The 12,084-nt window shown below is 48.9% G+C and carries 14 protein-coding genes; all 14 read right to left on the reverse strand.

Annotation, left to right across the window (positions count from 1 at the left end):
• Positions 1 to 18 precede the first annotated feature (18 nt).
• The 14 genes from hemB to cobA all read right to left on the reverse strand — a co-directional run bounded on the left by hemB (position 19) and on the right by cobA (position 12,069).
• Entirely contained in the window at positions 19 to 990 is a 972-nt protein-coding gene (gene hemB, locus J1C81_RS09330; RefSeq protein WP_002915867.1) for a porphobilinogen synthase, read from the reverse strand.
• Positions 977 to 1,702 carry a uroporphyrinogen-III synthase gene (locus tag J1C81_RS09335; protein WP_002915868.1) on the reverse strand — a complete coding sequence of 242 codons (726 nt, stop codon included), beginning with the start codon at positions 1,700 to 1,702 and terminating at the stop codon, positions 977 to 979. The genes hemB and J1C81_RS09335 overlap by 14 nt, the downstream gene beginning before the upstream one ends.
• A complete protein-coding gene (gene hemC / locus J1C81_RS09340; protein ID WP_002915872.1) occupies positions 1,687 to 2,607 on the reverse strand; it encodes a hydroxymethylbilane synthase in 921 nt (306 codons plus the stop codon). Before hemC ends, J1C81_RS09335 begins: the two co-directional genes overlap by 16 nt.
• Positions 2,594 to 3,847 carry a glutamyl-tRNA reductase gene (gene hemA, locus J1C81_RS09345; protein WP_002915874.1) on the reverse strand — a complete coding sequence of 418 codons (1,254 nt, stop codon included), beginning with the start codon at positions 3,845 to 3,847 and terminating at the stop codon, positions 2,594 to 2,596. Before hemA ends, hemC begins: the two co-directional genes overlap by 14 nt.
• 15 nt (positions 3,848 to 3,862) lie before the next feature.
• Complete coding sequence (locus J1C81_RS09350) at positions 3,863 to 4,294, reverse strand: precorrin-2 dehydrogenase/sirohydrochlorin ferrochelatase family protein (protein WP_002915875.1); 432 nt, start codon at positions 4,292 to 4,294, stop codon at positions 3,863 to 3,865.
• 11 nt (positions 4,295 to 4,305) lie between these two features.
• Positions 4,306 to 4,881, reverse strand: a complete 576-nt coding sequence (locus J1C81_RS09355) for a cob(I)yrinic acid a,c-diamide adenosyltransferase (protein ID WP_002915876.1) — start codon at positions 4,879 to 4,881, stop codon at positions 4,306 to 4,308.
• Complete coding sequence (locus J1C81_RS09360) at positions 4,878 to 6,377, reverse strand: cobyric acid synthase (RefSeq protein WP_002915877.1); 1,500 nt, start codon at positions 6,375 to 6,377, stop codon at positions 4,878 to 4,880. Before J1C81_RS09360 ends, J1C81_RS09355 begins: the two co-directional genes overlap by 4 nt.
• A complete protein-coding gene (locus J1C81_RS09365; RefSeq protein ID WP_002915878.1) occupies positions 6,362 to 7,177 on the reverse strand; it encodes an energy-coupling factor ABC transporter ATP-binding protein in 816 nt (271 codons plus the stop codon). Before J1C81_RS09365 ends, J1C81_RS09360 begins: the two co-directional genes overlap by 16 nt.
• Before the next feature lie 62 nt (positions 7,178 to 7,239).
• The gene (locus tag J1C81_RS09370; protein WP_032909763.1) at positions 7,240 to 7,914 is read right to left on the reverse strand and encodes a CbiQ family ECF transporter T component; all 675 of its coding nucleotides are present in this window, start codon (positions 7,912 to 7,914) and stop codon (positions 7,240 to 7,242) included.
• Positions 7,915 to 8,031: 117 nt separating this feature from the next.
• On the reverse strand, positions 8,032 to 8,337 hold the full coding sequence (locus J1C81_RS09375; RefSeq protein ID WP_002911813.1) for an energy-coupling factor ABC transporter substrate-binding protein: 306 nt from the start codon (positions 8,335 to 8,337) through the stop codon (positions 8,032 to 8,034).
• A complete protein-coding gene (locus J1C81_RS09380) occupies positions 8,334 to 9,068 on the reverse strand; it encodes an energy-coupling factor ABC transporter permease (RefSeq protein WP_002898257.1) in 735 nt (244 codons plus the stop codon). The genes J1C81_RS09375 and J1C81_RS09380 overlap by 4 nt, the downstream gene beginning before the upstream one ends.
• A 69-nt stretch (positions 9,069 to 9,137) precedes the next feature.
• Complete coding sequence (locus J1C81_RS09385) at positions 9,138 to 9,839, reverse strand: cobalt-factor II C(20)-methyltransferase (RefSeq protein ID WP_002915880.1); 702 nt, start codon at positions 9,837 to 9,839, stop codon at positions 9,138 to 9,140.
• A gap of 9 nt (positions 9,840 to 9,848) precedes the next feature.
• Complete coding sequence (locus tag J1C81_RS09390; protein WP_002915881.1) at positions 9,849 to 10,616, reverse strand: sirohydrochlorin cobaltochelatase; 768 nt, start codon at positions 10,614 to 10,616, stop codon at positions 9,849 to 9,851.
• A 13-nt stretch (positions 10,617 to 10,629) separates the two neighbouring features.
• Complete coding sequence (cobA, locus tag J1C81_RS09395) at positions 10,630 to 12,069, reverse strand: uroporphyrinogen-III C-methyltransferase (RefSeq protein WP_002915882.1); 1,440 nt, start codon at positions 12,067 to 12,069, stop codon at positions 10,630 to 10,632.
• Between the last annotated feature and the right edge of the window lie 15 nt (positions 12,070 to 12,084).

A 12,084-nucleotide genomic window follows, 5' to 3' on the forward strand; every position in this document is an offset into this window, starting at 1 on the left:
GCTGATTTTCCGCAGTCTCTATCCTTCTTTCAGATAGCCAGCCGCATCTTTGGCAAAATAAGTGATAATCAAGTCTGCTCCAGCCCGCTTCATACTGGTCAAAGTTTCCATGACAATGGCTTTTTCATTGATCCACCCCTGCTGAGCTGCTGCCTTCACCATGGCGTATTCTCCACTGACATTATAGGTCACCAGAGGCAGCCAGGTTTCCTGGCGCAGCTCTCTGAGGATATCCAGAAAGGCTAGAGCTGGCTTAACCATGAGAAAGTCTGCTCCCTGCTCCTCATCGCTCTTGGCTTCTCTCAAAGCCTCCAAGCGATTGGCGGGATCCATCTGATAGGTCTTGCGGTCACCAAAGGTCGGAGCACTCTCACCAGCATCTCGGAAAGGTCCATAAAAGCTAGAGGCAAACTTAATCGCATAGGACATGATTGGAATCTCTTCAAAGCCCGCTGCATCAAGCCCCTGACGAATAGCCGCCACAAAACCGTCCATGGCATTGGAAGGGGCAATGACATCTGCTCCAGCCCTGGCTTGGCTGACAGCGACTTCTGTCAGTCTAGTCAGAGACAGATCATTGTCCACTTCCTCCCCTCGCAAAATACCGCAATGGCCATGACTGGTAAACTCACAGAGACAGGTGTCTGCAATGACGACCGTCTCAGGGAAATGCTTCTTGATTAGACGGATAGCTTCCTGCACAATACCATTTTCAGCTGAAGCTTGGCTGCCTCTTTCGTCCTTTTCTGACGGAATGCCAAAGACGATAAAAGCCCGAATGCCCAAGTCCACACATTCCTGCACTTCTGGCAGCAAATCCTTGAGGGAGAACTGATAAACTCCCGGCATGGAAGCTACTTCTTGCTTTTCAGTCAAGCCTTCCTTGACAAACAAGGGTTGGATAAAATCATCCACAGACAGCTTGGTTTCTCGAACCAGCTGCCGCAGACCGCTGCTTCTTCTCAGTCTGCGATGTCTATAAAATTCCATGCTTCTTCTCTTCTTTCTTGATTATTTCATTGACCATTTCCTCGACAGAAGGACTCTGGGGCTGGTAGTCTACTCCATAGCCAGACTCCTTGACTGCCTGAGCCGTTGTCTGGCCAATCACTGCAATCTGATGGCTGGACGCTAGATGGGGCTTAATAGCACAAAAACTCTGCCAAGCCGATGGACTGGCAAAGGTCCAAATCACATCCTCTTGGGACAGATAGGTCTCAAGCTGGTCCTGACCAGCAGGATTTGAGGTCGTTTCGTACATAGGCCAAGCCCAGACATCATGGCCTGCTTCTTTTAACTTCTCGGCCAGACTAGGATTGGATAGGCTGCTCTGGGGCAGCAAGATCTTCTGCGTCGGCAGATCCAAGTCCAGCCACTCCTGAATGAAGTCAAGACCATAGTGACTGCTGGCCTGAAAATCACAGTCTCGGCCTAGCTTAGACAGCGCCTGACTGGTCTGCGGCCCGATGGTCGCAATCTGGTAGTCAGCTTTCAGATAGGGACTAAAAGCCTCCACTGCGACAGCACTGGTAAAAAAGACCCAGTCAGCTTCTGACAGAATTGCTTGGACAGCTTCTGGCAAGGGCAGAGACTGACAGCGAATGAGAGGAACATGATGCGTCTCAAATCCAGCCTGTCTGATCTTTTCTAGCCAGGCAGAGTCCGGCGCCTGCTCCCTGGTAAAGATTATTTTTTTAACCATGGCATTCCTACTGCTCCCTTATCGGCTAACTGGCGCACAGCCTGCTCTGCTAATTCCTGACCATCCTGCCCTTTAAGGCTGACAAAGACACATTGGCCGTCCTCCTTGGCCAGCATGGCCTCTAGCTGATAGTCCTGACCTTTTTTCTGGGCAAAAGCAGCGATAGGGAAGGTGCAGTCTGCATTCATCTGAGCCAAAACTGCCCTCTCAACTGCTACTTCAGCAGCTGTCTTCTCATCCTGAACAGTTGCCAACAGTTGCAGCAGTTCCTTATCCTCTTCCCGGCATTCCACTGCCAAAGCGCCCTGAGAAATAGCTGGCAGACAAAGACTGGTCTCTAAAGGCTGAATGTGAAGATGGCTTTGGTCCAGCCAGCCCAAGCGTTTAAGTCCAGCCATAGCCAAGACAATCGCGTCGTATTCCCCTTCTTCCAGCTTCTTGATGCGTGTATCAATGTTGCCCCGAAGTGGCTTAAACGTCAGATCCGGCCTCTGAGCCTGCAACTGAACTTGTCGGCGAATGCTGCTGGTTCCTATCAGAGCACCCTCAGGCAGGTCCGCCAGCGTCTGGCCAGCTTGACGGAAAATCAAGCAATCCCGGACATCTTCTCGCTGACTAATCGCACCGAGCGCACAACCCTCAGCTAGTTTAGCCGGCATGTCCTTGAGACTATGGACTGCCATATCAATCTCACCAGCCAAGAGAGCCCGCTCAATTTCCTTGACAAAGACTCCCTTGCCGCCAATTTCCTGGAGGCTGACATGGGTCAAGCGATCTCCTTTTGTCGTATAGGGAACGAGGACAAAATCCCGCTCTGGATGGAGCTCCTTGAGCTGATCTACTAACTGTTGGGTCTGGGTCATGGCCAGCTTACTCTTGCGGGTTCCTACCTTAATGACCTTCATCTTTTCCCCTTTCTCTGTGCAAGCCAAATATCTTGGCAATCAAGGCAATGTCATAGTCTGAATGCTCTCCGACTGACAGCTCTTTGAGCTGCAAGATTGGCTCCTTCAAGACTTGGTTGATAATACTCTTCATGTGCTTGGAAATCTGCTTCTGCTCCCGCTCGGTCAAATCTGGAATCTTGCGATTAAGGCTTTCCATGGCCGAAGCTTGAGCTTCCAAAGCCTTGTCCCGGATTTCCTGAATCAGAGGAATAATACCCAACTGCTGACGCCAGTCAGCAAACTTGACCAGCTCCTCATCAATCTCCAAAGCAATCCGAGCGGCAATCTCCTGCCGCTCTGCCTTATATTGCTCCAGTTGATTGGTTAGATTTTCGATATTATAGAGCTTCAGAGACGAGCTCGGATGGCAGGAACGCGGCAGACAGAGGTCAAACACGACCGCATCCGCCTTAAGCATGGAGGGAAAGATAATGTATTCTTCCGTTTTAACCGCTGAAAAGACCACATCCGCATCCGCCAGCACCGCTTCCAATTCATCCCAGCCATGGGCAGATACCCTGTCTTCTGTCAGAAAAGGCTGGGCCTTGCTGACCGTCCGATTGAGCAGCATGACGGATTCGAATGGCCGCTGTAAAGCATACTTGGTCACTAGCTGACCAATCTCTCCCAAACCGATAACAGCTACCTTTTTGCTGGTGTAATCTAGACCTAAACGATCCAGCTCTTGGATAGCTGTCAGACCGATAGAAATAGGTCGGTCATTAATCCGATAAGCATCGTGCATGCGCTTGGCAAAGGTCAGAGCCTGCTTGAAAGCCTGATTGAGGACAATTCCAGTCGTGCCAGCATCTTGCGCTGTCAAGAAAGCCTGCTTGAGCTGGCCCAAGACCTGACTTTCACCAACAATCTTGGATTCCAATCCGATAGAGACCCGCAGCAGATGCCGCAAGGCCTCATCCCCCTCACGAAAGACTAAATACTCTTCCAGCTCCTTGACAGGAATTTGAAACCAGTCTGCCAAAAAATGCTTGGAATAGTAGCGGCCAGTGTGCAGCTGGTCCACCACTAGATAGAGCTCGGTCCGATTGCAGGTGGACAGAATAATATTTTCCAAGATACTTTTTTCTCTTTTCAGGAGCTTCAGAGCTTTGAGCCCCTCCTGATCTGAAAAATGCGCTTTTTCCAAAATTGTCAGCGGCGTTTCCCGATGGGTCAAACCCACATATAATAGGTGCATGCTTCTTTCCTTCTTTTAAAGTTGGTCTAAAATTGCTTCTATCTTCTTGCGAATCTCCTTGGAGCGACTAGGCGAGAGACCATTGGTCGAGATCATGACAGATACATCCTTCTTTCGCGCAATGGCTACATTGTAAAAGTCAGAGAAGGTCTTGTCGCCCGTATTGTTCACCAGCTGGCTAGGTGCCGCATCCTCCATAATCTGACGGTTGACTTCCGCCTGATCTGTACAGGCAAAGACCAGCTTCGCGCCTTCCAAATCACCTGTTTGGTAGGGTCTAGCTAGCCACTGAATTTCCACCTGAGGAATGTCAGCATGCAGAGTCGGACTGACCACTGTCACAGCAGCCTGCTCAGCCAACAGGGTTTTAATCTTCCGCGCTGCGACCTTGCCGCCTCCCACTACCACGACTTTCTTCTCTCTGATATTAATCATGACTGGATACATGCTAGCTTCTCCTATTTCTTTTCCCGAAAGATTTTCGCGCTGCGTTTGTAGACTGTATCCGGCTCCTCTAGACGGTCATTGACCAAGCGAGCCAGTACAAAAAAGTAATCCGATAGGCGGTTGATATAGATTAATCCTACCTCATTGACCGCTTCTTCTGCCTCTATAACAGCCACCATCCGACGCTCTAAGCGTCTCGTCATAGTGCGGGCTACATGTAGAAGACTGGCAATCCGATGGCCGCCCGGAATGATAAAGCGGTCGATTTTCGGAGGAATATGCATATATTCATCCATCCGCTCCTCAAGCCAGATGACATTGCCTGGCTCCTGCTTGTAGGGACGCAATTCCCTCGGTGTCGCTAAGTCGCTGCCACAGTCAAAGAGATGCTGCTGGATTTCCTCACATTCCAGACGCAGGTCATCCAAGATGGGATAGTCGCGCATCTCAGATACGACATAGCCTAGATGAGAGCATAGCTCATCCATCGTTCCATAAGCTTCGACCCGAATATGAGTCTTGGATACTCGATCCCCACCGTAGAGCCGTGTAAAGCCCTTGTCTCCGTATTTCGTATAAATTCTCATTTTTCTTCTCTGTTGATGATTTGATAAATTTGCTCCATGTCCAAAGACTGGCGCAGGACGTCTGCTAACTTATCATACTCCCTGTCTTTAAAGTCTTTGATACTGATAAGCTGGTCCTCTAGCGGCTCTAAGTCCTTAGCCAGACGAAGTTCATTCAGGTACTGACGAGTCCATTCTAGATTGTCAAAGACCCCATGCAGATAGGTTCCTTGGACCTGGCCATCATAAGCCACTGCTCCATCCAGACGCTCGGTTACTTCACCATTTTGCTCCTTGATGATGGAGAATGCCTCCAGACTATCCGCCAGCTGGGTTTCCCCCATGTGAATCTCGTAGCCCTCTAGCTCTTGGCCCTCATGCAGGGCTTTGACCTGAGTCGTCCTCTTGACCGGCTGAAGCACCGTCTCTGTCTCTAAAATACCTAGACCGCTAATCTCATCTAAGTCAGACTCTAAGTGAAGGGGATCGCTAATCTTTTGTCCCAGCAGCTGATAGCCGCCGCAGATACCAAAGATTCGCACACCCTGCTCCAGACACTCGAGAATCTCGGCTTCAAGACCAGACTCACGCAGATAGTTCATGTCTTCGATGGTGTTTTTGCTGCCCGGCAAAATCAAGAGATCTGGCCGACCGATTGCATCACCAGGCTGAACATAGCGGACAGAAACATCCGGCTGGATTTCTAAACTGTGGAAATCCGTAAAGTTGGACAGGCGCTTGAGGCTGACAACTGCGATATCCAGACTCTTTCTGCTATCAAAGCGCCGGCTTTTCTGCACCAATGCGACGCTGTCTTCGCTGTCAATATCCAGTTGGGCATAAGGCACGACTCCGATAACCGGCACCTGGGTCAGCTCCTCAATCATGTCAATACCAGACTGCAGCAAGGCAACATCACCGCGGAATTTATTGATAATAACCCCCTTGATCCGCTTGCGGTCCTCAGGCGGCATGAGCTCAATCGTTCCGTAGATAGAGGCAAAGACGCCTCCCTTATCAATATCCGCCACTAAAATCACTGGCGCATCGACCAGCTTGGCCATACCCATATTGACAATGTCTCGGTCATTGAGATTGATTTCAGCTGGACTGCCAGCACCCTCGATGACGATGATATCATTTTCAGCACCCAACTCCTCACAGACTTCCTTAATCTTAGGCAGGAGTTGCTGCTTGTATTCGTGGTATTCGACGGCATCCATATCCCGCAGTACCCGACCTAGAAAAACGACCTGAGACTTGCGGTCAGACGTGGGCTTGAGCAGGACTGGATTCATGCGGACATCCGGCTCTTTGCCAGCTGCCTCAGCCTGAACGACCTGAGCCCGGCCCATTTCATCTCCTTTTTTGGTGATAAAGGAATTGAGCGCCATATTCTGCGACTTAAAAGGCACCACTTCTAGGCCATCCTGCTTAAAAATCCGGCAGAGCCCCGCCGCAATAATGCTCTTTCCAGCATCTGAGGCAGTTCCCTGTACCATCAATGATTTGACCATGTTCCATTTCCTCCTAGCTGCTCAAAGAAAGCAGCTTCATTTTCTGCCAGTGGCGTCTGGATAGTCTGATGAAGCTTGACAATCCAAGGTACAGCCAAGCCTGCCTCTACTAGCAGTTCTCCCTGCTGGAAGAAATCAAACTTGCTGCCCTCCGCTATCAAATGCCCCTTCTGCAGCAGATAGGCATAGTCACAGCAATCATACATCAGGTCCATATCATGGCTGGATACGATGATGTTGGTTCCAGCTTGGACTAGCTTTTTCATGGTCGCGGCCATCTGGTCCCGCCCTTTTGGATCCAGTCCAGCTGTCGGCTCATCCAGCAGCAGATACTTGGGCTGCAGGGCCAGCATGCCAGCAATAGCCACCCGCTTTTTCTGGCCGTAGCTCAAATACTGCAAGGGTCTGTCCTGCAGATGGGAAATATCCATCATCTCTAAAGCTGTCGCGACTCTGCTTGCTATCTCGTCTTCTTCATAGCCTAAGTTTTCCAAGGCCATACCAATATCGTCCTTCACAATGGTATAAAAGAGCTGCTGCTCTGGATTCTGAAAGACCATATTGACATGCTGCCGATACTGAAACAAGGCCTTCTTAGAGTCGCCCACAGGCTGACCATCATATAAAATGCTGCCCTTCTGCGGTTTGAGCAGGCGGGTGATAATTTTCATGATGGTAGACTTACCTGAGCCGTTAACTCCTAGAATGCCGGTAATCCGGCCTTCTTCGAAGTCCATAGAAATATCGTGCAGCGTTGGATTTTCGTCATACGCAAAAGAAATATTCTTCACTTGTAACATCTGAGTTTCCTATCTACTTTCCATTATAGTATAAAAGCAGTCTTCTTGTAAATGCGCTTTCATTATTCACTGTGCTCTGCATCAAATCTTAGCGTCAGCACCTCATTTAAATGCTGATTATCATCCAGCAGTTTGACAAAGAGAGTATTGGCTAATCTGCCCCAAGCCTGGTGTTGCTTCCTTTTATTGTAAAAGGAGAATTTCAAGTCCAAGGTATCCCGAATGGTCACAAACTCATAGAAGACCAGGAAAATGAAGCGATACATGAGGACAATCAAGTCTAGCAGTACCCGCGGGACGTGCATGGCTTTAAAAAGCCGCAGCATCTGAGCAAAAGGCACTGTCAGGACAAAGAAATAAGTCGAAACCAAGGATGAGTAGATGCGCAAAAGGATAAAAATGGTCTGCTGGACAGAGGATTGGCTGATGCCCAGATAACCCTGACCTAAAGGCAAGGCCAGCAAGAGCTGCTCCTGATTATTCTGATAGGTCAAGATAAAGGTCAAGAGACTAATCAGAATAAAAATACTGGCGTGCAGATACCACTTTAGATAGCGCAACCACGGAAGCCGAGCTAGATAGCAAGTCAGAGGCGCCACCAAGACAATGAGCCCTAGCTGCAGACTCCTGACACCAGAAAAACTGACAGCTAACAAGAGTACATAGATGACAAATTTATAAGCAACCGGCAGATTTTTCAACCGGTTTTGATAGGCGTATTTATCAATCGCAAACATGAGGTAGCTCTCCTTTCTAGCTATGTTTTGCAATACCTCCCAGCACAGAGCAACTCCGGTCCCAGACAAGCTGAATCGCTATCAAGAACCAGAGCTCGCTCTTACTGTTGAAGGCTTTTATTTATGTTCAGAAACTTCCTTTTGTTGGCCTTGTTTTTTCCCTTTGTGGTAGCCAATGACATAGAAGATGATCCCCGCTCCGATACTGCCTTGCAGGGTAAAGAGCAGACTCTCTACTTCCGGACCTGCTGGCTCAAAAATCGGTGAAAACCAAGGCTCGTAGTCCTTTTGGATAGAACTAATAGTTTTTTCAGCAGCGTCATCTGTTCCACTGTATTCCACACCCTTAGGGGCAAAGATAAAGGCAGCTAGAGTGACTGCTACTGCAGCCAAGATTAAGATGATATTCTTATATTTTTTCATTTGAACAGACCTGCTCTTTCTTTGATATTTTCTGAGATCAAGTTATAGAGGACAACTGTCAGCAATCCTTCTACGATAGCAATCGGGATTTGAGTGGTCAAGAAGACACCCATGAATTTCAATGCAGAACCAACAAAACCGCTGTTAGCATCTGGGAAGACTAAACCGAGCTGGATAGAAGTTGTCGCATAAGTCGCCAAGTCCGCAATCACCGCACAGATAAAGATAGATACCGGTGTAGACAGCTTGATGGATTTAGCAAACTTATAGACAAAATAACCGACAAATGGACCAACCACTGCCATTGAGAATGCATTGGCACCCAGAGTAGTCAAGCCGCCGTGAGCCAAGAGGAGGGCTTGGAAGAGCAAACAGATGGTTCCCAAAACGCTGATAACGGACGGACCAAACATAGCTGTCCCCAGACCAACCCCAGTCGGATGCGAGCTAGATCCTGTAACAGACGGAATCTTCAAAGAAGACAGGATAAAGATAAAGGCACCGGACAAGGCTAGCATGGTCTTGGAATTTGGATCCTCTGCAACGATTTTCTTGATGCGCATCAAGCCGACCACAAAGAAAGGCAGGAATACGGCGAACCAGAAGATACACCAAAAGAGTGGAAGATAGCCTTCCATGATATGCATAGCTGACACAGACTGGGTACTCAGTACCGCCAAAATAGCCAACAAGGCCACAAAAGTTACTTTTTTATTTTTCAATAGTTTCATATTTTTTTCCTTTACTAAGAACCTAAGCTCAAAAGGATGAATGTTTATCCATGAACATGGGTTCTGATATTAAAAAATCTTCTTTTTCACGAGGAAGGTAGTAAAATAAGGCAGCTTGGTTTCTGGTGTGATTCCCTCGAGGCCCAGCAGGGTCTGCTGCTTATCCGTCGAAGAATTACTAACCATAAAAGTCTGCTGCAAGAGACCGAGCTTTTCTAGCAGGGGCAGGACGGTATCTAAGTGATTGGCCACCTTCATGATCACAATCGAGTCATGCAGCTCAAGCGCCGCCTCAATCTTCTCAGCAGAAGCCGTAGCTGGCATAACCGCCAGAGACTCCTCATCCATAGTCAGGGGCTGACCTAACTCAGAAGCCATGCTGCAGAAAGAGGTGATACCAGGGATGGTTTGACAGTCGATTTCCTTTTCCAGCAGGGCCAGCAGATAGCTGTAAGTGCTGTAGACCATGGGATCCCCCAGTGTGATAAAGCCGACATTCTTGCCAGACTTGACATCCTCCGCGATTTCAGCAGAGATGGCCTGCCACTGGACTTCTTTGGTCGAATTGGAACGGACCATAGGGAAATGCCGCTGTTTGATTTCCAGATGCTCTTTTAGGTAGGGTTCTGCAATGCCTAATGCAAAGCTCTTGCTCCCCATCTTAGCTTCCGGTGTATAGAGAATATCTAAGCCCTCCAAAAGCCGACTGGCCTTGATAGTTACTAGCTCGCTATCACCTGGTCCCACACCAATTCCGTAAAATTTTGCCATTCCTTCCTCCTATTCGATGATTTCTTCTAAATGCTGGATGTAGAGCTGCTGAACCTCAGGGTATTCACCCAGACCGACCAGATGGGCCTTGACCTCATATCCCTGCTCCTTGAAGAAGTGATACCAAGAACCTTCCTCATCTGAGCTCATATCATTGGTCGCATGGTCACCCGCTACCAGCATGAAAGGTGCCAGATGTACTTCTCGGACGCCCTCTTTCTTCAGTTCCTGCTCAATCAGCTCAACCGGAGGATAGCTCTCTACACAACCGACATAGACTGAGCTTCCCTTCAGCATATGATCCAAGGCTGCATAAGCTGTAAAAGCATAATGCTGGCTGCCGTGGCCCATCAAAACTGTTGCTGCATCTTGCCCCTCATGGCCATACCGTTCCAGCAGAATATCCTTGACAGCCTCATAGTCTTCCTGGCTGTTGAGCAGAGGCTTGGCAACGACCAGCTTTTTAAAAGCTGATTCAAACTCTTTGACTTGGGTGAGAATCTTTTCATACTCGCTGCCCAAAATGACATGGAGAGGCTGGATATAGACCTCTTCAGTTCCCGCTTTCAAGAGCTGCTCCAAAACCTCTTTGACCGTAGGGATATCCAGCCCTTCTTGCTTCTTAATCCGCCGTCTAACGACATTGGATGTAAAAGCTCGGTGGACCGGATAGGCTGGAAAATGTTCCTGAATAGCCTGCTCACAAGCCTCAATTGTTTTGCGTCTGGTCTCGGGATAGGTCGTTCCGAAACTGACTACTACTATAGCTTTACTCATGACCCGTATCCTTTCAGAGAATTTCCCGACATTTATCGATGATGGAAGCGATAGTCGCTTCATCTGTCTCAACAATCTTGCTAAAGCCTGCTTCCTCTAAAACAGCCCGCGTGCTGGCACCCATGACAACGATTGGAACATCCTTCCAGTCATATCCAGCTTCTTGACTGGCTGCCACAAAGTTCATGGCCGCAGCAGAGTTCGGAAGACAGACCACTTCAATCTCTGACCAATTGTCACTGCTAATCTGACTGTCAAAGGCCAGCCTGTGGCTAGCAATAATCGGCAGCGAATAGAGTTCTGCCAGACTGGCTTTCTTATGTTCAGCTGTCAGAATATACCAGTTGCCGCCTTCTTTTTCAAGAGCAGCTGCAAAATCCGCATCCGACTGCTGTGGCGTCCTCCGATCCAGCACAATCCCGCTCGCTTCGATAGATTTAGCCGTATGATGACCGATAGCTGCAAAGCGAATATGCGGCAGACTGCGCAAGTCTTTGCCTGCCTTGCGGAGGGATTTCAAGAAGAGCGGCCAACTCTGCATATCTGCAAAGAGGAGACCATCTACCTGCTCCAAGTCCGGCAGATTCAATTCTAACTCCTCAACCAAATCTCGAGCAGGGAAAGTGCTCAGCGCAGCCCCAGCATCCTTGAGCAAGCGAGGAAGTCTGCCAGTCTCTGACTGCTGGATGAAGATTTTACGGCCGAAAAGCGGCAGATTCTCATGGAAATTCAGCTGCTGTCTATAGGCCACGACATCACCTACTACGATGACACTCGGCGCCTTAAAGTCCTCAGCTTCTGCTAGTTCGACTATGTTGCCCAAGGTTCCGTCCACCGATCGCTGCTGAGGATGGGTTCCCCATTCAACGATAGCGGCTGGCTTGTCCTTGCCATAGCCTCTAGCCGTCAGCTCTTGGACGATGGTAGGCAGATTTTTCATGCCCATAAGGAAGACCAAGGTTCCTTTGAGCTTAGAAATTGCTTCCCAATTAAGCATTTCTGTCTCATCCTTGAGATGGGCTGTAAAGACATGAAAGCTTGTCGCTACATCCCGATAAGTCATAGGAATCCCTGCATAGGTCAGACCAGCCACAGCAGAGGTGATACCTGGCACCACTTCAAAGTCCACACCGGCTTCCACCAGCTTGACTCCTTCTTCTCCGCCTCGGCCAAAGATATAGGGATCACCGCTCTTGAGGCGGACTACCCGCTTACCCTGACGGGCTTTTTCGATGAGAATCTTTTCAATCTCTTCCTGTCGGATGCAGGGCTGGCCTGGCTTTTTACCGACATCTATCTTTTCGCAGTCAGACTTTAGATGCTGAAAGAGCTCTTGATTGACCAAGCGGTCAAAGACCAAGACATCTGCTTCTTGAAGACGTCTCTTGCCTTTGAGGGTCAACAACTCCGCATCGCCAGGGCCTGCTCCCAGTAATGTTACTAAACCGGACATTTTTTCTCCTTTTAT

Origin of the sequence: Streptococcus sanguinis, from assembly GCF_050225395.1 — a bacterium.
In the GTDB taxonomy this organism is placed as follows: Bacteria; Bacillota; Bacilli; order Lactobacillales; family Streptococcaceae; genus Streptococcus.

Bases quoted from the DNA above. Each gene is read 5' to 3' on its own strand.
- J1C81_RS09385 (WP_002915880.1), bottom strand. From the start codon at position 9,839: ATGGCAAAATTTTACGGAATTGGTGTGGGACCAGGTGATAGCGAGCTA.
- J1C81_RS09365 (WP_002915878.1), bottom strand. From the start codon at position 7,177: ATGTTACAAGTGAAGAATATTTCTTTTGCGTATGACGAAAATCCAACG.
- hemC (WP_002915872.1), bottom strand. From the start codon at position 2,607: ATGAAGGTCATTAAGGTAGGAACCCGCAAGAGTAAGCTGGCCATGACC.
- J1C81_RS09355 (WP_002915876.1), bottom strand. From the start codon at position 4,881: ATGAGAATTTATACGAAATACGGAGACAAGGGCTTTACACGGCTCTAC.
- hemB (WP_002915867.1), bottom strand. From the start codon at position 990: ATGGAATTTTATAGACATCGCAGACTGAGAAGAAGCAGCGGTCTGCGG.
- cobA (WP_002915882.1), bottom strand. From the start codon at position 12,069: ATGTCCGGTTTAGTAACATTACTGGGAGCAGGCCCTGGCGATGCGGAG.
- J1C81_RS09370 (WP_032909763.1), bottom strand. From the start codon at position 7,914: ATGTTTGCGATTGATAAATACGCCTATCAAAACCGGTTGAAAAATCTG.
- J1C81_RS09375 (WP_002911813.1), bottom strand. From the start codon at position 8,337: ATGAAAAAATATAAGAATATCATCTTAATCTTGGCTGCAGTAGCAGTC.
- hemA (WP_002915874.1), bottom strand. From the start codon at position 3,847: ATGCACCTATTATATGTGGGTTTGACCCATCGGGAAACGCCGCTGACA.
- J1C81_RS09350 (WP_002915875.1), bottom strand. From the start codon at position 4,294: ATGTATCCAGTCATGATTAATATCAGAGAGAAGAAAGTCGTGGTAGTG.
- J1C81_RS09335 (WP_002915868.1), bottom strand. From the start codon at position 1,702: ATGGTTAAAAAAATAATCTTTACCAGGGAGCAGGCGCCGGACTCTGCC.
- J1C81_RS09360 (WP_002915877.1), bottom strand. From the start codon at position 6,377: ATGGTCAAATCATTGATGGTACAGGGAACTGCCTCAGATGCTGGAAAG.
- J1C81_RS09380 (WP_002898257.1), bottom strand. From the start codon at position 9,068: ATGAAACTATTGAAAAATAAAAAAGTAACTTTTGTGGCCTTGTTGGCT.
- J1C81_RS09390 (WP_002915881.1), bottom strand. From the start codon at position 10,616: ATGAGTAAAGCTATAGTAGTAGTCAGTTTCGGAACGACCTATCCCGAG.